Source organism: Citrobacter sp. CK180, assembly GCF_030333655.1.
GTDB lineage: Bacteria > Pseudomonadota > Gammaproteobacteria > Enterobacterales > Enterobacteriaceae > Citrobacter_B > Citrobacter_B koseri.
In genome coordinates, this window is record NZ_JAOWFM010000027.1 from 15,419 (window position 1) to 35,733 (window position 20,315).

The 20,315-nt window shown below is 49.9% G+C and carries 21 protein-coding genes, 2 tRNA genes and 1 pseudogene; 16 read left to right on the plus strand and 8 right to left on the minus strand.

What is annotated here, in order from left to right; genetic code table 11:
* The first annotated feature begins 139 nt into the window (after window positions 1–139).
* Together OGV50_RS01750 and metC are read left to right on the plus strand one after the other, a co-directional pair.
* Entirely contained in the window at window positions 140–1,327 is a 1,188-nt protein-coding gene (locus OGV50_RS01750) for an amino acid permease (RefSeq protein ID WP_286488264.1), read from the plus strand.
* Window positions 1,328–1,367: 40 nt separating this feature from the next.
* On the plus strand, window positions 1,368–2,549 hold the full coding sequence (gene metC, locus OGV50_RS01755; protein ID WP_200090763.1) for a cystathionine beta-lyase: 1,182 nt from the start codon (window positions 1,368–1,370) through the stop codon (window positions 2,547–2,549).
* On the opposite strand, the gene OGV50_RS01760 is transcribed toward metC, so the two are convergent.
* Window positions 2,524–3,474, minus strand: a complete 951-nt coding sequence (locus OGV50_RS01760; RefSeq protein ID WP_200090764.1) for a LysR family transcriptional regulator — start codon at window positions 3,472–3,474, stop codon at window positions 2,524–2,526. The two genes, metC and OGV50_RS01760, sit on opposite strands and share 26 nt — an antisense overlap.
* Before the next feature lie 137 nt (window positions 3,475–3,611).
* Here OGV50_RS01760 and OGV50_RS01765 point away from each other — a divergent pair, with 137 nt between their 5' ends.
* Window positions 3,612–4,103, plus strand: coding sequence for a GNAT family N-acetyltransferase (locus OGV50_RS01765; protein WP_130029136.1), 492 nt, complete (start codon window positions 3,612–3,614; stop codon window positions 4,101–4,103).
* Window positions 4,104–4,255: 152 nt separating this feature from the next.
* A pseudogene (locus OGV50_RS01770) lies at window positions 4,256–5,261 on the plus strand (amino acid permease); the annotation flags it as partial.
* 291 nt (window positions 5,262–5,552) lie between these two features.
* Here OGV50_RS01770 and OGV50_RS01775 read toward each other — a convergent pair.
* Together OGV50_RS01775 and OGV50_RS01780 are read right to left on the minus strand one after the other, a co-directional pair.
* Window positions 5,553–6,332, minus strand: coding sequence for an SDR family oxidoreductase (locus OGV50_RS01775; RefSeq protein WP_115181497.1), 780 nt, complete (start codon window positions 6,330–6,332; stop codon window positions 5,553–5,555).
* A complete protein-coding gene (locus OGV50_RS01780) occupies window positions 6,332–6,658 on the minus strand; it encodes a nuclear transport factor 2 family protein (RefSeq protein WP_115181496.1) in 327 nt (108 codons plus the stop codon). The genes OGV50_RS01775 and OGV50_RS01780 overlap by 1 nt, the downstream gene beginning before the upstream one ends.
* A 90-nt stretch (window positions 6,659–6,748) precedes the next feature.
* Between OGV50_RS01780 and OGV50_RS01785 the strand changes: the two genes are divergently transcribed.
* From OGV50_RS01785 to OGV50_RS01795, 3 genes are all read left to right on the plus strand, one after another.
* On the plus strand, window positions 6,749–7,075 hold the full coding sequence (locus OGV50_RS01785) for a winged helix-turn-helix transcriptional regulator (protein WP_012131813.1): 327 nt from the start codon (window positions 6,749–6,751) through the stop codon (window positions 7,073–7,075).
* Between the two features lie 327 nt (window positions 7,076–7,402).
* The gene (locus OGV50_RS01790; protein WP_012131811.1) at window positions 7,403–7,876 is read left to right on the plus strand and encodes a cold-shock protein; all 474 of its coding nucleotides are present in this window, start codon (window positions 7,403–7,405) and stop codon (window positions 7,874–7,876) included.
* 127 nt (window positions 7,877–8,003) lie between these two features.
* Complete coding sequence (locus OGV50_RS01795) at window positions 8,004–8,543, plus strand: DUF2058 domain-containing protein (RefSeq protein ID WP_012131810.1); 540 nt, start codon at window positions 8,004–8,006, stop codon at window positions 8,541–8,543.
* A gap of 101 nt (window positions 8,544–8,644) precedes the next feature.
* Here the strand turns inward: OGV50_RS01795 and OGV50_RS01800 are convergent.
* The 3 genes from OGV50_RS01800 to OGV50_RS01810 form a co-directional block, all read right to left on the minus strand.
* Window positions 8,645–8,720, minus strand: a tRNA-Asn gene (locus OGV50_RS01800).
* An 87-nt stretch (window positions 8,721–8,807) separates the two neighbouring features.
* Window positions 8,808–10,298 (minus strand): EmmdR/YeeO family multidrug/toxin efflux MATE transporter, encoded by a 1,491-nt coding sequence (locus OGV50_RS01805; protein WP_233594289.1) that lies wholly within the window; start codon window positions 10,296–10,298, stop codon window positions 8,808–8,810.
* A 1-nt stretch (window position 10,299) separates the two neighbouring features.
* Window positions 10,300–10,452 carry a DUF5951 family protein gene (locus OGV50_RS01810; RefSeq protein WP_153257545.1) on the minus strand — a complete coding sequence of 51 codons (153 nt, stop codon included), beginning with the start codon at window positions 10,450–10,452 and terminating at the stop codon, window positions 10,300–10,302.
* A 6-nt stretch (window positions 10,453–10,458) separates the two neighbouring features.
* Here OGV50_RS01810 and OGV50_RS01815 point away from each other — a divergent pair.
* From OGV50_RS01815 to OGV50_RS01835, 5 genes are all read left to right on the plus strand, one after another.
* Window positions 10,459–10,534: transfer RNA gene (locus OGV50_RS01815), tRNA-Asn, on the plus strand.
* 225 nt (window positions 10,535–10,759) lie between these two features.
* A complete protein-coding gene (locus OGV50_RS01820) occupies window positions 10,760–12,847 on the plus strand; it encodes a TonB-dependent siderophore receptor (protein WP_058669336.1) in 2,088 nt (695 codons plus the stop codon).
* A complete protein-coding gene (locus OGV50_RS01825) occupies window positions 12,847–13,860 on the plus strand; it encodes an ABC transporter substrate-binding protein (RefSeq protein ID WP_286488261.1) in 1,014 nt (337 codons plus the stop codon). Before OGV50_RS01820 ends, OGV50_RS01825 begins: the two co-directional genes overlap by 1 nt.
* Window positions 13,790–14,539: a class I SAM-dependent methyltransferase gene (locus OGV50_RS01830; protein WP_199971575.1), complete on the plus strand. Its 750-nt coding sequence runs from the start codon at window positions 13,790–13,792 to the stop codon at window positions 14,537–14,539. Before OGV50_RS01825 ends, OGV50_RS01830 begins: the two co-directional genes overlap by 71 nt.
* Window positions 14,540–14,571: 32 nt before the next feature.
* Window positions 14,572–15,549, plus strand: coding sequence for a FecCD family ABC transporter permease (locus tag OGV50_RS01835; RefSeq protein ID WP_172958466.1), 978 nt, complete (start codon window positions 14,572–14,574; stop codon window positions 15,547–15,549).
* 87 nt (window positions 15,550–15,636) lie between these two features.
* On the opposite strand, the gene OGV50_RS01840 is transcribed toward OGV50_RS01835, so the two are convergent.
* The gene (locus tag OGV50_RS01840; protein WP_012131804.1) at window positions 15,637–16,200 is read right to left on the minus strand and encodes a flavin reductase family protein; all 564 of its coding nucleotides are present in this window, start codon (window positions 16,198–16,200) and stop codon (window positions 15,637–15,639) included.
* A gap of 243 nt (window positions 16,201–16,443) precedes the next feature.
* Here OGV50_RS01840 and OGV50_RS01845 point away from each other — a divergent pair, with 243 nt between their 5' ends.
* From OGV50_RS01845 to OGV50_RS01860, 4 genes are all read left to right on the plus strand, one after another.
* Complete coding sequence (locus OGV50_RS01845; protein ID WP_047462784.1) at window positions 16,444–17,568, plus strand: YbdK family carboxylate-amine ligase; 1,125 nt, start codon at window positions 16,444–16,446, stop codon at window positions 17,566–17,568.
* A gap of 337 nt (window positions 17,569–17,905) precedes the next feature.
* Window positions 17,906–18,274: an NlpC/P60 family protein gene (locus tag OGV50_RS01850; RefSeq protein WP_200090786.1), complete on the plus strand. Its 369-nt coding sequence runs from the start codon at window positions 17,906–17,908 to the stop codon at window positions 18,272–18,274.
* On the plus strand, window positions 18,274–18,777 hold the full coding sequence (locus tag OGV50_RS01855) for a YqhG/Tai3 family protein (protein WP_115614741.1): 504 nt from the start codon (window positions 18,274–18,276) through the stop codon (window positions 18,775–18,777). The genes OGV50_RS01850 and OGV50_RS01855 overlap by 1 nt, the downstream gene beginning before the upstream one ends.
* Window positions 18,778–18,894: 117 nt before the next feature.
* On the plus strand, window positions 18,895–19,167 hold the full coding sequence (locus OGV50_RS01860; protein WP_200003428.1) for a hypothetical protein: 273 nt from the start codon (window positions 18,895–18,897) through the stop codon (window positions 19,165–19,167).
* 88 nt (window positions 19,168–19,255) lie between these two features.
* On the opposite strand, the gene dctP is transcribed toward OGV50_RS01860, so the two are convergent.
* Window positions 19,256–20,311, minus strand: coding sequence for a TRAP transporter substrate-binding protein DctP (gene dctP, locus OGV50_RS01865; RefSeq protein WP_181821202.1), 1,056 nt, complete (start codon window positions 20,309–20,311; stop codon window positions 19,256–19,258).
* Window positions 20,312–20,315 lie beyond the last annotated feature (4 nt).

The following is a 20,315-nucleotide window of genomic DNA, read 5'->3' on the forward strand; positions in this document are numbered from 1 at the left end:
TTATGGTTCGACAGAAAGCCAGAAAATATAAGTCTCTTTTAAGAGGTTGAAAATGATGGTAAACAGTGAAGATGCAGTGATTAAACATAGAATCCCATTCACCACCTACGATCTCGGATGGGTAGTATTGTGCATCGGCATGGCGATAGGCGCAGGTATTATCTACATGCCGATTCAGGCTGGTGTAAAGGGAATATGGGTATTTGTTGCCTCTATTTCATTAAGCTATCCAGCAATCTACTGGCTTCAGGACTTGTACCTTAAAACCTTAACCCAGACCCCAGCCTGTGACAGCTATGCAGAAATTATAACCCAGTATCTTGGTAAAAACTGGGGAGGATTATTAGGCGTCGCTTACTTTTTAATGTTGCTAATGGGTATTTTGAATTATGCCATGAGTCTGGTAAACGACAGCGCTGCGTATTTGCATAGCTACCACATTACCGACGATTTTTTATCCAAAACAGCATGGTATCCCCTGATTTTATTAGGTGTGATGGTGTTGATTGCTAACCAGGGTGAAAGATGGTTGTTTCGTATCTCCGGACCGATGATTTTCTTTAAACTTGCCGTGATTGTCTTTCTTGGCGCGGTAATGACCCCGTACTGGAGTATCAGCAATATCTCTGCTTTTCCTCCTGTCATGAGCTTTCTACGGGATGTTTTGCTAACGCTGCCATTTACGTTGTTTTCAATTTTGTTTGTTCAGATCCTCAACCCAATGAACATCGCGTATCGCAAACTGGAGTCCGACCCGGTTATTGCTTCACTACGAGCGATCCGTGCTACGCGCATTGCCTACATCGTACTTGTCGTCAGCGTGCTGTTCTTCGCCTTCTCCTTTAGTTTCTCTATTACCAAAGAGGAGGCAGCGTCAGCCCTTGAACAAAATATCTCTGCTCTGGCGCTGGCATCACAAATCATGCCGGGAAATTTAGTGAGCATACTTTCAGTAACACTGAATATCTTTGCAATATTAACGGCATTCTTCAGTATTTATCTGGGGTTCAAAGAAGCCATTATGGGACTAACGGTTAATATGATATCCCGCATCTCAGGCAGCGAAAACATTAACCGCAGGTTGCTTTCAATCATTATTGCCGTAGCGATTGTCGTATTTCTCTGGGTTTGGGTCAGTTTTGATTTTTCAGTGATGCTGCTCATGCAAATTTCTGGCCCAGTATTTGGACTGGTAGCCTGTTTAATACCATTCTATCTGGTGAAAAGAGTCTCGGCGCTGGACAACCTGCGAGCCGGTAAAAATTATTATGTTGCATTTTATGGCGTTCTTCTTTGCATCTTGCCCTTTTTAAAATTTGTTGAATAAAATTGACCAACAAACCTGGTCGTAAATTATGGATGTGTATATGAAAAATATGAACAGTCACCCCCTGAAATTATCAACCCGCTTAACACAAATGGGGCGGAATACTCGCGAGCAGCACGGTTTTGTGAACAGCCCGGTGTATCGCGGTTCAACCGTTGTATTTGAAACTGTTGAAGATCTCGAAAACAATCGAGCGGCCTTTGCTTACGGTACTCTGGGCACGCCAACTATTAAAAATCTGGAAGATGCATGGACGGAGCTTGCAGGGGCTGCTGGCACAGTGATGTCACCTTCTGGACTGGGCGCCGTGGCCCTGGCGCTAATGACGACACTCAAGGCAGGAGATCATCTCCTGATGCCGGACTCCGTATACCGCCCAACGCGTAATTTTTGCGATCTCACTCTGCAAAAATTTGGCGTCACAACCACTTATTACGACCCGATGGTGGGAGAAGATATCTGCGCACTGATCCGCCCTGAAACCAGCACGCTATTTCTGGAGTCTCCCGGTTCGCAAACCTTTGAGATTCAGGACGTCCCGCTGCTTACCCGCATTGCACGTAGCCGGAATATTAAGACTATCATCGATAACACCTGGGCAACGCCGCTGTTCTTCCAGGCACATCAACACGGCTGCGATATCTCTGTGGAAGCCGGGACCAAATACCTTAGTGGACATTCTGACTTGCTGATGGGGATGGTGAGCGCTAATGCCGAGACCTGGCCTGCGCTACGTGCCACCTATGACAGTATGGCCATGTTACCGGGTGCAGAAGACTGTTTCCTTGCCTTACGTGGTTTGAGAACGTTGCATATTCGCCTGAAAGAAGCGGAAGCACGGGCACTGGCAATTGCTCACTGGCTTGCAGAACAACCTGAAGTCAAAACTGTACTCCACCCCGCAATGCCGGATTGTCCGGGACATGAAATATGGAAGCGAGACTTTACGGGATCGTCAGGGCTGTTCTCTGTGGTGCTTGATCCCGTATTCAGCAAACAGGCGGTAACACGCATGCTGAATGACATGCAGCTGTTCGGAATGGGGTATTCCTGGGGCGGTTTTGAAAGCCTGATTATTCCTTTCGACTGCCGGGAATATCGAACTGCGACAACCTGGAACAAGAAGGGAGAAACCCTTCGGCTCCAGATTGGCCTGGAAGATCCGGATGACCTGATCATCGATCTGCGTCAGGGGCTTAATCGGCTGCATTCATTGACGTAATCGGTTTTTGCGGCTCGCAAACCTGCAAAATTTGCTCTTTCATCCATAAATGTCCAGGTGAGTTACTGAGCTGTGGGCTGTAATAAGCCTTCAGAATATACTGGGGTGTCGGGAATGGAGGAGCAAACACCACAAGATTTTTCATATCAAAAACAGATGAGATGCCCCGCTTGGGAAGCGTGATGACCAGATCAGTATTTGAAACAATGAGCGGGGCAATCATCAGACTTGGCAATTCAACAACAATTCGGCGGCGTACCTGCTGACTTTCCAGATAACGGTCGATAGCACCACGGGATTCCAGCCATGGGCGTACTACCACGTGTCCGGCGCTAAGATAGCGCTCATGGGTAAGGGAATCATGAATTTCAGGATGACCGCGTCGCACAGCAACCACGTAATCATCAGTAAAGCAGGTAATGGACTCAATACCTCGTCGGGGGTTTTTCTGCTCTTCTTCAAAACCAAGGGCAAAATCGACTTTACCCGAAAGCAGATCTTCATCGGCGTTAAAATCGCGTGAGTAGATAAGCTTAATGGTAATGCCCGGCGCGAGGCTGTTAACTCTCGCGATCAGGCCAGGCAGAATCACAGCGGCAGTGTAGTCCGTGGCGGCAAAAGTAAACGTCTCCCGGCTTTTTTCCGGCTCAAAGTGTTCAGGCTCATGCAGGCAAGTCGAGAGACTGCTCAGAGCGGCGGAAACGTTGGCGGCAATGCTCTCTGCTTTTGACGTTGGCACCATGCGTCCGCCGGTGCGCACAAATAAGGGATCATCCAGTGAGGCACGTAAACGATTGAGCGCATGGCTCAGCGCCGATGGACTTAGCGCCATTTCGTTAGCTGCTTCCGTTACGCTCCCATGCCGATAAAGAGAATCGAAGATAAGCAATAAATTCAGATCGGTCTTGCGCAACGTCGACATCATGGTTCTTTTTTCCGGGGCAAATTTGAAAACAGCGATTAATGAATATTATACATTTTATTGTTGCATAAAATGCAGCGAAAGCATGATTAAAAAAAGATAGTATATTTCCAACAAAATGATTCTGAAGAGGCAAAACTATGTCTACCCCTGTATTCCGTCAGGCCACTGCCGCCGATGTCGATCGTTGCTATGATATTGAAATCACATCCTACGAAGGGGATGAAGCCGCAACGCGCGAGAAAATTGCCACCCGTATTAACCGCTATCCGGAAGGTTTCCTGTGTATGGAGCTGAACGGCGACGTTATTGGTTTCATCAATGCAGGCTGCGCATGGGAAGTCGTGATGTCTGATGAAGAGTTTAAAGAACTGGTTGGACACGATCCGGATGCACCCAATGCCGTGATTATGTCTGTCGTGGTTCACCCGGATTACCAGGGCAAAGGATACTCGTCGTTGCTGATGCGTGAATTCGTAGCGCATATGAAAGCAATGAACAAAAAAACCATTCACCTGTTGTGTAAAGATCGCCACGTCGATCTGTATGCCCATTTTGGTTACCAGTATATAAAACCGTCAGAATCAGACCACGGTGGAATGGCCTGGCATGAAATGATGATGACACTCTGATTTAACGATCCAGACACGACTCTTTTTCTGTTCATCTCCGGTTTGCGCTGACAGTTTGCTGTGGTTGTCAGCGCCTCCTCACCTGATTTTTTTATGCAAAATACTCAAACTGCTCCGCAGACCCTTAAGCGTACCCTGCATACACGCCATCTTTCGATGATCGCTATTGGTGGTTCTATAAGGTCGCTACGGTAGTAATTTTCATTGTGCTGGGATTACTGATGATTACCGGTATCCTGCGTGGGGCACCTGACGCCGGGTTGCATAACTGGCAAACAGGTTCAGGGCCATTTGCAGGCAATATCTTCAGTATGATCGGCGTGGCGATGGTTGTTGGTGTTTCTTTCCAGGGGACTGAACTGATAGGTATTGCCGCAGGTGAGGCTCAAGAGCCAGAGAAAGCCATTCCGCGCGCCATGCGCCAGGTTTTCTGGCGAATTTTGCTGTTCTACGTTTTTGCGATTCTGGTGATCAGCCTGATTGTGCCTTATACCGATCCGCACCTGCTGCAATCCGATGTAGATAACGTCAGCATGAGTCCGTTTACACTGGTATTCCAGAATGCAGGGTTATTATCCGCCGCGGCGATCATGAATGCGATTATCCTCACCTCCGTGGTCTCAGCCGGTAACTCTGGGCTATACGCTTCAACCCGCATGCTCTTTAACCTGGCGCGTGAAGGAAAGGCTCCTGCATTTTTACCCATCTGACACGTAACGGCGTGCCGCTGCTTGCTTTGCTGGCAACTGCCATGGTGTCGGCACTGTGTTTTTTATCGTCGATGTTTGATAACGCATCTGTCTATATGTGGTTACTGAACATGACGGGAATGACTGGCTTTATTGCCTGGTTAGGGATTGCCGTCAGCCACACTACCGTTTTCGACGTGGATATGTACAGCAGGGCCATAACGTTGACATCCTGCCTTATCGTTCAGCGTTTTTCCCTGCGGGGACTATCTTTGCCTTCTTACTCTACCTGGTAGTAACACCAGGCCAGAACTATCAAGCGTTTTTGCATGACAAAATCGACTGGTACGGAGTGGCGTCCACCTATATCAGTATTCCGATATTTTTGGTGTTATGGACGGGCTATAAGATAACCACTCGCAGTCGATGGATAAGGTATGACGAGATGCGTTTTAATAAGCAGGAGTAATGGTTATATCTGTTGTCGCCAGCGTTTAACACTTTTTAACGCACAGTCAATCGCCCTGCAAGATAGCGCGGGAACAGCGGCGACCACTCACTGGCGATCGCCGTAAGCTCACCTGATTATTCTCCATGTGAATGTAGCTGTCCTGTGTTTTAATCAACGTCTGCACCTCGCTTATAGCAGACTATTCACTTACGTCAGACTGTGTTGCGTCAAAACGGACGCCACGATTAACCATTTTCTGCCTCTGGCGATCTTAATCGGCTCATAATTCGGGCCGATTAAGATACATGATTACACCGTCGGGATGGTGCCGCCATCTATCACATATTCGGTGCCGGTGATGGCGGCAGCATGAGACGACGCGAGGAAAGCAATGAGCTTCGCCACCTCAATGGGCTTTGACGGACGACCAAGAGGAATACCCCCGAGTGCATTCATGATGATTTGCTTACCGCCTTCGTAATCCGTTCCCGCCTGCTTCGCCAGTCGCTCTGCCATAGCTACCGAAGCTTCGGTTTCGATCCAGCCGGGCGCAACACGAACCACACGGACCCCCTTCGGGGATACCTCTTTCGACAGGCTCTTGCTGTACGCCGACAGCGCAGCTTTTGCCGCCGCATAACCGGTGGTCGATTCCGGTAACGGCAGTTCACGCTGGATAGAGGTGACGTGAATGATAACCCCGCTGCCCTGTGCCAGCATCCCTGGCAACAGCGCACGATCTAAGCGTACCGCTGGCAGCAGATTAAGGTTGAGTTCCTGCTGCCACTCCGTTTCGCCCAGTGCTGCAAAGCCACCACCAGGTGAGGTAGAACCGCCCGCAACATGGATGATGACGTCGACACCTCCCAGATGCATCTGAACGGCTTCAGCTACTGAAGCACACCCGTTGACCGTGGTCAGGTCCGCCGCCACGAAGGCGTCGGCGATACATTCTGTGGGCGTATGACGCGCGGTGGTTAACACCCTGGCTCCCAGTTGCTTTAATAATCCAACGACCGCTTTGCCGACGCCTTTGGTGCCGGCAGTAACCAGTATGCGTTTGTCCTGAAAATCAAGATCTAACGACATCAGATAATCTCCAGTGTGTTGATCTTGTCGCCGACCAGGCCGAAAGCATGTTTAAGCACGACCGGGCTGCCGGGAAAATTACCGACGACGTTTGAGGTGACCGTCACCCGGTGGCCTTCGGTGAGGAACTGAACCGGCTCAACGCTGTAGTCAAACGCGGCCTGTGCGGCACGTTGCCATGCCTCGATCGCTGCGTGTCCCTTATGCGTTTTACCTTCGTCTGTCACGACAGCATCGGCGGTAAAACAGTGCTTAACGTTGGCAATATCTGCTCCGTTGCTGATCGCAAAATAGTCAGAAATAGCGTGCGGTAGGGCTAATGACATGGCGCTTTACTCCCGTTGTTTACAGTACAGGAATTTTCAACATAGACTGTGAAATTGACAAGTACGCACGAAAAAGTGAGCAACTGAATTATGAGTAAGTTATACACTCCAGAATCTGCCGCAAGCGGCGTGGAGCATGTGCTGCGACTGCTGGAAGGTCGCTGGAAATTAATTATTCTTTTTCATCTGTTCGATGGAAAGGTACAGCGCTATTCTGATTTTGAAAAACTGATCCCGGGTATTTCACAGAAGATGCTGGCTCAGCAACTGCGACAACTGGAAGCCGACGGCATCGTATCACGCACGGTGTACCCTCAGGTGCCGCCGAAAGTGGAATATCGCCTGACCGAGTGGGGGCAAGAACTGTGCCCGGCCCTTGATGCAATGCTGAAATGGGCGGAAAAACGCGAAGATTAGTTGTCACTGGAGCCTTTTTGTCGTGAGCGAAAATCACTGATATCCGGTTTTCGCTCGTAGCAACCCCTGGGGCACAATACACTGTTATTGTGTCCCCAGAGACAATGTTGACGTAGTTCTTGCGACACGTTCCATATGATTGAAGTAAGACTATGGAGAAGTTAAAGTGACAGTGAGTTGATAACCTCCCCTCCCCCAACGCCCCCCTGGTCTGATGGACATTTATCACCCAAACTTAAGCCAAAGACATGGTCTGCGTGGGCATTGTGCTTTACACTGCGCGCTGTAAAAACTGAGTAGATAAACGATTAACCAGGCGGTAAGGCGATGAACGGAACAATCACAACGTGGTTTAAAGATAAAGGTTTTGGATTTATCAAAGATGAAAACGGTGATAACCGCTATTTTCATGTGATTAAGGTTGCCAACCCTGAGCTGATTAAGAAAGACGCGGCGGTGACTTTTGAACCCACCACCAATAACAAAGGCTTGTCCGCTTATGCTGTGAAAGTCATCCCGGAAAGCAAATATATCTATATTGCGGGCGAGCGCCTGAAGCTCACGTCGATCAAGTCTTATCTGGTTTACAGCGAAGAAGTGCCAGCCGATACTCGAATTGATAAAGAAAACGCGGTGCTCTCTGTGGGCGTGCTGATGAGTAGTATCAGACCCAAATCAGCCGCAAAGCCCGGTGAAATGCGCTCGCTGAGAAAACTGGCAATCACCACCTTCCAGGGAACGACGTTAATCTTCTCGGAAGATGAGATAGACATAGAGGCCACGGTGAAACTGCTCAAGTAATTCATCTGAATCCCGTGCCGGAATCCTGCGCCATTCATAAACAGAATTCCGGCTCGCGTGCGCCAGGTACAGACGCAAAAATTACGGGTATAATCACATACATTATTCAACGGTTTCAGAAACGAAGATGACAAAACTCACCTTACAAGAGCAGATGCTAAAAGCGGGATTAGTAACCAGTAAAAAAATGGCCAAAGTCCAGAGAACGGCTAAAAAATCACGAGTTCAGGCGCGTGAAGCAAGAGAGGCTGTGGAAGAAAATAAAAAAGCGCAACTTGAGCGAGATAAACAGCTAAGCGAGCAACAAAAACAAGCGGCTTTATCTAAAGAATATAAAGCGCAGGTGAAGCAACTTATTGAAATGAATAGAATCAGCATTTCAAAAGGCGATATTGGTTTTAACTTCACAGATAATAACTTAATTAAAAAAATAGATGTGGATAAGGCGACGCAAGCCCAGTTGATTAATGGTCGCCTCGCCATTGCGCGTTTGGTTGTTGATAACGGTGGGGAATGTGAATACGCGATTATCCCCGCAAGCGTAGCCGATAAAATTGCACAGCGAGATGCTAACAGTATCGTCTTAAATAGTGCGCTTAGTCAGGAAGAGCAGGACGAAGAAGATCCGTATGCTGATTTTAAAGTGCCTGATGATTTGATGTGGTAATCAACGTTTGTCGATCAGCGTCCGGCGTGCCGGGCACTGAAAGAACTGAATGCCTATGACGGAAAGCAAAAAGCCCGCTAAAAAGCGGGCTTTTCTAAATCTGGCTCCTCTGACTGGACTCGAACCAGTGACATACGGATTAACAGTCCGCCGTTCTACCGACTGAACTACAGAGGAATCGTGTGAACGGGGCGCATATTAACGACGCCCACGAGCATTGTCAAAGCCTGAATGCACAAACACGTTCGTTTGCCGAAATATTCTTCATTTCGTTGGAGATTCAGGCTGAACAGGCGATTTTATGCGCTCAGGACGCGGGTATTTCCATAGCCAACGACCGCTGACCATACGCCAGTAAAACAGTGCGGCGCGCACTGCCCAGTCAAAGAACATCCCCAGCCAGACTCCGACAACGCCCCAGCCAAGCACGATCCCCAACGTGTAACCTGCAACCACACGGCAGCCCCACATCCCCAACATCGAAACCCACATTGCAAAACGTGCATCCCGCGCCCCTTTAAACCCTGAGGGCAACACCCAGGACGCAGACCAAATCGGCATAAACGCCGCATTCAGCCAAATCAGAACCACGACAACATCTTTTACATCCTGATCGTGGGTATAAAACGAGGCCATCAGTCCCGCAAACGGCGCGCTTAACCATGCAATTGCGGTCAGTCCAATGGTCGATAGCCAAAACACATGACGAAGCTGAATCTCTGCCTGGGAAATCTGACCATTCCCCAGTCGTCGGCCAGTGATGATTGTCGATGCAGAACCCAGCGCGTTTCCGGGCAGGTTGATCAGCGCGGCAATTGAAAAAGCGATGAAGTTACCGGCAATAACGCTGGTCCCCATCCCCGCCACGAACATCTGCGTTAACAATTTCCCACCGTTGAACAAAACAGATTCGATACTCGCAGGGATACCAATCCCCATCACTTCCCAGATAATGGTGAAGTTCAGCGGCTTAAAATAGCTCTTCAACGTAATGCGCAATGCCGGGTTAAAACCAATCATCAACACCCAGATAATGGCGACGGCTCCGATATAGCGAGAGATGGTCAGCCCGAGTCCCGCCCCGACAAAACCCAGCCCCTGCCAGGAAAAAACGCCATAAATCAGGACGCTGCTGATCATGATGTTAAGAATATTCATACCGCCATTGATCAACAGCGGAATTTTGGTATTTCCGGCTCCACGCAATGCGCCGCTGCCAATCAGGGCGATGGCCGCAGCGGGATAGCTGATCACCGTCAGTTCCAGGTATGTCAGCGCCAGAGCCTTCACCTCGGAAGACGCCTCCCCGGCCACGACATCAATAATCTGTTCGCCAAAATAGTGAATAACCGCCGCCAGCACGATGGCAAAAAGCGTCATAATCACCAGTGACTGTCTCGCGGCAGCCCTGGCGCGACGACGATCACGTTTTCCCAGGCTAAACGCCACAACCACGGTCGTCCCCAGATCGATAGCAGCAAAAAACGCCATAATGACCATGTTGAAGCTATCGGCAAGCCCCACCCCGGCCATCGCCTCTTTACCCAACCAACTGACCAGAAAGGTGCTCAGCACCCCCATTAGCAGTACGCAGGTATTTTCCAGAAAGATAGGCACGGCAAGCGGGGTGATTTCACGCCAGAAAAGAACCTTATAACTCTTACGTTTGGCATACCAGGGCGTACGAGAGACGACCTGGCGTAAGGCTGCGGAGACGTTCAAAGTGGACCTTAATGAAGAAAGTTGAAACCTCATTTCAAATAATGAGGGAGAATCCAAAAAGCTGCAAAGTTTTTTCCCTGTAAAATGTCTGCAATTGCAACAAACTGTTGAGAGAAGCAGCAATTGAACCGCCACCAGGGAAATGAGGTTTGACAAAAGATTTTTCGCCGCTAAGATAAGCCTCCACAACGATTCCTCTGTAGTTCAGTCGGTAGAACGGCGGACTGTTAATCCGTATGTCACTGGTTCGAGTCCAGTCAGAGGAGCCAGATTTTAGTCTTGAGATATCTCAGTGAGTCTTGAGGCGTTTTAAAAGCAGCAGTTAAATTGAACCGGTTGTCCTGATAAGGATTGCCGGCTTTTTTGACGCCTGTAGTTTTTGGACACCCCCACAGACCTCTCCTGCCCCCTTCCCACTTGTTCTCATTTGCCTACTTTTTTCTTTATGAGATATGTTATGTTATAACATATCCATTATAATGTAATGCCAACCTATGAAACTTAAGCCTTCTTTGATAGCTCTCGCAGTAGCAGTAAATACTTCGCCTCTGGCCTATGCAGCAGATGAAACCATCGTCGTCACCGGCAGTGACGTATCCGACTATTCCGCCGAATCCGACTCGGCACGTCTTTCATCCGGCTCAGCCTCACGTCTCGGTCTGACCGATAAGCAAACGCCACGCCATACTGAAACCATCAGCGCCAGAACCATTACGGCTAAGGGCAAACGCACGCTCACCGAAGTCGTTGAGACCGCCCCGGGCATGTCCGGCACCAGCTCACCTACGCTCTCAAACAGCGTTTCACTGCGCGGCTTCTCCGGCGTTTCCTGGCTGCTAAACGGCGTGGCCGTACCCGGTAGCACCATTCAAATCGCCGACCCGGTTCATTATGAAAACGTGGACATCCTGTATGGCACAGGCTCCGTTTTAAATGGTCTGAGTTCTGCCGGTGGCAGCGTCAACCTGATATCACGTAAAGCAACCTTTGGTCGACAGCCAGTGGAAGCTGACTATAGCTGGTCAAGCTATAACAGCCATCGCGCCCACATCGGCGCGGGCGGTACGCTTGTTGAGGGTATAGCTGCTGGCCGCGTGGATGTAAGCGCATCAAATACCGGCACTCAGGTTGATAAAGATCGCAGCCGCCCGAAGCGTGTCAGCGCACAGCTCCTGCTGACGCCGACCGATAACACACAGGTTACTTTTGACATCGATCGTAGCTTAACGGATATGCGCAATCCCTATTTCGGGACGCCTGTCATCAACGGCAACGTTGATCGCGACTTGCGCCATGTAAACTACAACAACATTCAGGATGCGCATATCCGCAGCCAGGCAACCTCATTCCAGTCAACCCAGTCCTGGTATGCGACGCCTGATTTAACCTTTGATAACCAGTTCTACTATTACAAAGGTTTCCGCGAATGGCAGAACGTTGAACGCTATTACCCGTCAAACAAAGCGGGCTATGTTACCCGTGATTCTTATGGCGATCTTGCTCATGATGACAAGCTGACGGGCAACCGTACTATGGTCACCTGGGATCACCCGATTGCATCATTCGCCAACCGCGTGACTGCGGGTGTCGATTTTTCAAAACGCGAATTCCAGTACTATTCTAACGGCTTCCCGGGGGGCGAAGATGTTCTGCTGACCAACCCCGCCTCCAATGACTTTCGCACCGGTGCGGGTGGCAAGATGCGCTCACCTGTTCGTCACATCACTCAGAACCAGTATGCCTTGCTGCTGGAAGACAATCTGAATATCACTGATGCTGTCGCCCTGTTAAGCCAGTTGCGCTATACCAACCTGGACATGCACTGGAATTACCAGCAGGACAATAAAACCATCAATCGTAGCTATAGCTTTATGAGTGTTGGTATTGGGCCGAGCTGGGCCATTAACGAAAACTGGACGGTGTATGCCAACTATTCCACAGGTAAAGAGCCCGGCAGCGATATCTTCTTTATCAGCCCTGAACAAACGTCCCTGCCACTTACAGAAGTTCAGCAATATGAAGCCGGTGTAAAAGGGACATTCGACCACGGCGAAATGAAGCTGGCCGTTTACGATCTCCAGAAAAAAAATCTTTATCAGCAATCGGCTGTCCAGGCCGGTGTATGGAATGCGGTTGGCAAGCAGACTTCGCGCGGCATTGAGTTCAGCGGATTGATTAAACCGCTGGATAGCGTCACGCTGGCGGGTAATGTGGCTTATACCCATGCGCGCTTTGACAATTTCAAACAAGGTACGCAGGACCTTTCCGGCAATCAGCCGCGCTATATCCCGGAGTGGACGGCTAACCTTTCTGGCCGTTATATGCCGATTAGCAAACTGGGGCTGGGCGCGCAGCTCCACTATGTTGGCAGTAGCTATAACGATGATGCCAACAAAAACAAAATGGGCGATTACACGACTGTCGACCTGAACGCCGATTATGAAGTGATTAAGGACGTTACCGTAGGCACCCGCGTGCGTAACCTGACGGATCGCTTCTACACCTGGCAGCGTACTTATACAGGGCAAGAAATGATTGCGCCAGGTCGAACTTACGAAGCCTATGTCAACATGCGCTTCTGATGAAACGCCTGGCCTCCCTCGCATTGCTGGCAACCTTCGCCAGCTTTGCACATCCCGTTACGTTACAGAATTGCGGAAGATCCTGGACGTTTGAGCATGTACCACAGCGGGCAATCGTCTATATGCCGACCGCAATGGAAAACATGCTCGCATTACGTCTGGGAGATTCCGTGATCAGTGCTGTCGGTTATCGGCCAGATGAAGATACCGCGCCCTCCCCCTGGTACAAACCGCTAAAAGCACGTCTCGACAGTTCGCCCTGGTCGGGAGAGGCTTTGCTGAGTTCCCGGCCAGATTTTATCTATTCTGGCAGCTACTACTGGTTTAACAGCCCGGAGACCGCCGGTCGTGAAAGGATGGCTGAATGGGGAATTGGAAGCTGGCTCATTGAAGGGATGTGCAATGGCCTGCAAAGTGGCCCTCCTGCGCCTGTAACCTTCGACAGCATCTACGACGAGTTGCGTAATATTGCGCGCATATATGGCGTGGAGCCGCGCGCAGAGGCGCTTATCAATGAACTGAAGCAACAGGTCGCTGCTGACAGCCGCATAAAACTGCCACGCAGAACGCTCATGTGGTGGTATTCCGGTACGGCAACACCTTATGTGGCGGGCGGTTATGGCGCTTCTGAGCTGTTAACCAAAACCATCGGCAGTAAAAATATCTTTGATAACAGTGCTGAACTGTGGCCCGCCATGAGCTGGGAGGTCATTGCCGAACGGGACCCTGACTACCTGATCCTGGGCGATCTGCAAAGGGGGGGAGATGTCGACAGCGCCCGGAGCAAAATCGATTTTCTTGAACGTAATCCCCTCACCGCAGGCATGAAGGCGGTTAAAGCAAAACGTTACATCATTTTACCTGGCTATGACATGGACGCATCTGCGCGTTCAGTTCTGGCCCTTCACCGACTAGTCACACAAATACACGCTAAGGAACAACATGACCTTTCCAGCCCGCGAATTACTGAAAAACTGGGACGAACAACAAAGCGCCTACATCGCTCACCGTGAAGAACGCTATAACGCCGCGCTGGATGTTCTGGCAATGCTATATGGCGAAGAATTCCATGTGGTGGATCTGGCCTGTGGTCCAGGCTCATTCAGCATGCGTCTTCTGAATCGCTTTCCGGCGATAAGAGTAACGGCTATTGACCTCGACCCGCTTCTGCTTACGCTGGCCAAAGAAGCCTTATCTGAATACAGTGACCGTATTCAGTTCTTCAGCGGCGATATTGCAACAGCGGATTGCTTTGCCGCTATTACCGACAAACCGCAGGCCGTTGTTTCCAGCACGGCCATCCACTGGCTGCTGCCGGAACAGCAGGTCGCGCTTTATCGCAACATCTTTAACCTGCTGGATGAACATGGCTTATTCATGAACGCCGATCATCAGCGATTTGATAATTGCAATCCATGCCAGAAACGGATTGCCCAGCTTCATGACGAAGATACGCAGAAAAAAGCCTGGACAGCGGGAGTGCAGGACTGGGATAGCTGGTTTGCATCGGCCACCCGTCATCATGAGCTGGCTGATTTGATGGACGCGCGCACCGCTATCTTTAAAGACCGCCCGACACCGCTGCCCACCACGGTCGAATTCCAGCTCGCCGCCCTGCGCCAGGCGGGTTTTAGCGAAACGGGTACTCTCTGGCAATTCCTGGATGATTATGTGATCGCTGGCTGGAAATAATCATGCTGCGTTCTCCTGTTTTTCGCCTTTCCATGCTGTTTCCGGCCCTGATGCTGGCGTTTTGCATTGCCATTATGTATGGCCCGGTGACTTTTTCCATGAAGGACGTGGCAAATGCCATACTGGCAGGCTACTGGCATAGCGATACAGCGGGAACGCTTCATCAGCGGATCGTATGGTCTCTGCGTATGCCGCGCACCCTGCTTGCTGCGCTGGCGGGTGCCGCATTAGCGCTGGCCGGAACGGTGCTCCAGTCGTTGACACGTAATCCTCTTGCCGACCCCTGGGTGTTGGGGATCTCATCCGGCGCAGGGTTTGGCGCGGTACTGGTCATTGCGCTTGGTCTCAGTGCGGGCTGGGCCGCTGTACCTGCCGGGGCGTTCTGCGGCGCGATGCTGGCTTTCGCACTGGTGCTTTTCATGGCGCGGAAATCGCTATCCGGCCAGTCCAGCCGTTTTATCCTGACCGGCGTCGCCGTGACACAGCTTCTCTCCGCCGCCACATCATTAACCACGCTCTGGAAAACGGATGCAGACACCACGCGAGGGGTGATGTTCTGGCTGCTGGGAAGCTTTGCACAGGCATCCTGGCTTCAGGTACTGCTTTGCGCACTGGTGCTGTTGCCGATATTTCTGCTCTGCTGGTGGCGGGCAATAGAGCTGGATGTGCTCACGTTTGGCAATGTGACGGCGGCGTCGCTTGGTGTGGACGTTGGCGCAATCAGGCTCGCCCTGTATTGTTTATTGACCTTATTGACTGCGGTCATTGTGGCATGTTGCGGAGCAATAGGTTTTATTGGGCTGACCGTGCCTCATATCGCCCGCATATTCATTGGTCATCGCCATCGTTCGCTGCTGCCGGCATCCATGCTGTGCGGCGCGACTTTTACCGTTCTGGCTGATACGCTTGCCCGAACGCTGTTTGCGCCCCGTGAATTACCCGTCGGCATCCTGACGGCGATGCTCGGGGTTCCGGTATTTCTGTTCCTGATTTCACGGACTTCCCGATAAAATACTGACGAAGGCGATCCCTGGCAGAAAGCCCGCTAAAAAGCGGGCTTTCTGCCATTTATCCGTGACGAGCGCCACCGCAAACGCTCAGATAAGCATTTCCGGCCTGAACAGCGCGCTCAGATTCATTGTCTTGCCCGACACCATAAACTCCCCCTTCCCTGTATAGTGAATCGTCTCAGGGTGTTCCGGTGATGTGGCCACATGCGCCTTCACGACCTCAAAAATGAAAAAATTGTAGCGTTCCACCAGCACATCATCATACAAACAGCACTCAAAATTCGCATAACATTGCTGGATCAGCGGGGCATCAACCTCATCGGCTTCCTGTGCCGTAAGATTAAATTCGGCAAACTTATCGATGTCAGCGCCAGACGTGTTGCCGATTCGCACGACCGTCTCGGCCAAATCCGTCAGCGGAACGTTGATCACGCATTCCCGGCTATGACGGATCATCTCAAAACTGTGGTTGCCGCCCGAAATCATCAGCCCGACCAGCGAGGGAGAAAATTCCAGAACGGTATGCCAGCCCAGCGTCATGATATTGGTCTTTCCGTTCCATTTGGATGACACCAACACAACCGGGCCCGGTTCTAAATACCGGCGAACCTGACTGACCGGATAATCAACTTTAGTGATAGCTAAGCTCATAAGATGACTCCTGTTAAAGTGTTCCACAAAAACAGGCCACACTGCTGCGGCAATACCTGAGCAGTCCTCGCACTACAGCATACTCTCTCTCGTCATATCGCAAAAAATTAACCATACTAATAAAATGGTTTTATGACCGTAATCAGGGTTCCGCGATTCACCTCTGGCAGGCATGACCGTCTGACCTACACTTTTAACAATAGAATTTCAGGCCAACCACAACAACTCAGTGCAGAGGACATTATGGTATCTCTACCTTTTACCCGCTCACTGCGGTTTACGACGGGCACCGAGCTGGAACTCCAGTTAATCGACAGAAACGATACCAGGCTGGTGGATAAAGCGGATATCGTGCTGGCCGATATGGCGCACACTCAGCAAATAAAGCATGAGCTAACCAAGTCAATGATTGAACTGAACAGCTCAGTACACTCTTCGGTGTTTAAACTGCATGAAGAATTATCTTTATTAGCCTGTAACGTCAGGGAAGTCGCCAGAAAACACGGCTGCGATGTTACCGGCGGCGGCCGCCATTTAGATGGCGACTGGCGAGAACAGGTGATTAGCGATTTACAACGTCATCAAAATCTGGCCGTACGCTATGGCTACATCACCAAAATGGCCTGCGTATTTGGGCAGCATATTCATATTGGCGTTCAGGATGGCGATGACGCCATTTATCTGTGTCATGCGCTTATTCCCTACCTGCCCCATTTAGTTGCACTCAGCGCCTCTTCGCCGTGGCTGGATGGCGTGGATACCTCTTTTTCAAGTTCCCGCTTTACCGGGCAGAACGCCTTTCTGAACAGTGAACTGATTGAAAACATCTATAACTGGGACGAGTTCGTCGTATTTTATAACGAGATGGTCGATGTCGGGATCATTAAAAGTATCAAAGATATTTACTGGTACGTCAGGCCACAGCCTGCTCTGGGCACAATTGAAATCAGAATATGCGATATGCCGCTGACAATATTTCATGCCGCAATGCTCACAGGCTATAGCAAAATACTGGCTCAGTATCTGTTAGCCAACCGGACGAATATCGTCAAAAAACATCATGCTATTGAAAAATACAATATCTTTAACGCCCGGCGCGATGGCTTACAGGCCAGCTACGTCAACACGTTAACCAGGCAGCGTCAGTCGCTGGCGAGTCAGATATTGCAGACCGTAGAGAACCTGTCATTACGCACCCACAGTGATGAGGATAAGTACGTTCTGCAATATATTGCCCGGTATGTCAAAAAGGGCATCAATGATTCAGACAGAATACGCAGTATGATTAAACGCGCGGTGGACTTAAACACCGTCATGGAACGTATGCGAAAAATGCTGTTATCAGCGCCAAAGAATTATAAAAAATGATGCACACCAGGGCCGAAAATGGTTATTCGGCCCTTTTATCAGGCAACTGTAGTAATACGTTCCCGAGCGTTACGTTTTGCCTTCTCGCTTAAGGGGTCGGAGACACCATCTCGTCCAGAATGCTACAGACCTGTTTCCCGCTCATATTCCGATACCCGCATTCTTTTATTTTCGGAATTCGTTTAGGCAATCCCTTCGCTATTGATTCCGCCTGCTCTCAGCGTCAAGTGCACTTGCCTCGCTTATCACGTTACGCTTTCTGTGGCACTAAATGATTAACCCTCCTAACTAATTGGGTATCTATTAGCAATTTCTCTAACTGAAATGGATGATAATCATGGGATGGGACACAAGAAGCGCCGGAAACTGGGCAAAACATCACGCCGAACCGGGGCCAACGAATAACTGTGCATCGTATGCGCGCAAGGCCATAAAGGCAGGGGGCGTGATCGTAACAAACACGCAAAACGCCAAAGATTACGGCCCAATGCTGGAGTCTGCGGGGTTTAGAAAAATATCTTCAACGCAATCCCCCAGAGCTGGCGACGTGGTAGTGATTCAGCCTTACGCGGGAGGACACGCCGCCGGTCACATGTCTATTTACGACGGCCAGGATTGGTATTCAGACTTTAAACAGCGGGATTTTTGGGGCGGTCCTGGATACCGTTCGTCAAAGCCAGCGCATCAAATGTACAGGAAGGATTGATGAAAGCCCTTTATGTTGTTCTCATGATATTTGCAATTACCGCGTGCAGCTCAGGACGCGATAACGCAGAACGGCGTGTTTCAGATTTCTACACTTACTATCTAAACGTGTTTGCAAATAGTGAAGGGAAAATAAAGCCTGCGCCTGAAAAGATGGATGAATATATTTCGAAGGATACGCTAGCCCAACTAAATATTATCTCTCATATTTATGAGCAGGAGATTATCGACACCGATTACTATACATATGCGCAAGATTATTCAGCAGATTGGATCCCCTTATTGAAAGTTGGAAAAGCTAAAAACTGTTTTGGTGGTGAATACGTCGATGTTTGGTTGGGTCGACAAAACAATCAGACGTATCAAATTGGAGTCTACCTAAAAAGAGAGGGCGGCAAGTGGAAAATATACAGAGTAAAGAATGTTACCGCCGGTTATGAGCATTACATATTTGACGCGCACGCCATTGAGAAAGCGAAGCAACATGCTGCAACCACCAATTAAATAGGGAGATTATGACGGCCGCTAAATTAATCCCAATTCGCGGCCGTCCTTAACAGTCATTATGCTTTTCTTTCGTCCTCAGGTGGATTCAACAACGTCAGCGCTACAGAATGTTTTATGATTCAGCCGTCGTTTAAGGATATAAGAGCCCACTCCCGCCAGCGTCAGTCGCTGGCGGGTCAGATATTGCAGACCGTAGAGAACCTGTCATTACGCACCCACAGTGATGAGGATAAGTACGTTCTGCAATATATTACCCGGTATGTCAAAAAGGGCATCAATGATTCAGACAGAATACGCAGTATGATTAAACGCGCGGTGGACTTAAACACCGTCATGGAACGTATGCGAAAAATGCTGCTATCAGCACCAAAGAATTATAAAAAATGATGCACGCCAGGGCCGAAAATGGTTATTCGGCCCTTTTATCAGGCAATTGTAGTAATACGTTCCCGAGCGTTACGTTTTGCCTTCTCGCTTAAGGGGCCGGAGACATCATCTCGTCCAGAATGCTACTGACCTGTTTCATCACCCTTCCCGCTTCGGTAAGCCCGTTCTTTTCCTGTTCCTTCACCCACTCAGACTGAATCTCCTGGTATCGGGTGGCGGCTTTCCATTGCGCAACGTCTTCAGAGTGCAGGACCCTGACCGTCGCACCGCTTTTTTCCAGATCGGCGACTTGTGTGGTGAAACTTTTATCCATTACGGAACCCAGGGATTGATAAGCAACGTCAGCGGCCCGTTGAATCGCCGCCCGATCGTCGCGGGAAAGGTTATCCCAGGTATTTTTATTCATCACCAGCAGGTAAACATGCCCAAGCCAGAGATCCCGCGAAACCAGCACATCAGGCGCGAATCGCTGAGCATTTAACGCATAGCCGCTATCCACATTCAACATTAATCCGTCGAGACTTCCGCTTTGTAAGGCCTTGTAGGTTTCATCTCCCCAGGGCATGGTCACAGCTTTAGCGCCGACATTTTTCAGAAACCCCTGGTGCCAGAAACTGGCGGAGCGCCACGTTCCCCCCTTAAGTCCTTCAGGATTACTCAGCGCGGTAGTGCTAAAAAAAGCCAGCGGATAGCCGGTCGCAATGAAAACATTCACCACATTTTCTTTCTTGAGTTCTGCCGAAAAATCCGGGATATCCGCATAAACGCGGCGAAAGAAAGCAACCTGCTTTTCCCCGGCAGGGCCGACGGGGAAGCTTTTAAAGATTTGCTGCAATGGTAATGCCTTAGCCGCATATTCAGGTACAACAACGGCCATATCCGCTTTGTCCCCCTTTCCCGCCAGAGCCAGAGCCGTATAACCATCACTTAGCTCACCTCCCCAGTGCGCCTCTACCTTCAGGCGACCACGCGACTCTTTTTCGATTGCGGGGAAAAATACGTCATTGATAAAACGAGTGCGCATTCCACCCAGCGGTTCATGGTCGCTGTAGATTAGGGTTTGCGCAGCCGAAGCTGCACCGGGAAACATTAGCATCGCAAACAGAACGGCGATGCATTTTCGTCCTGGTATAGTGGTGAGCATTTCT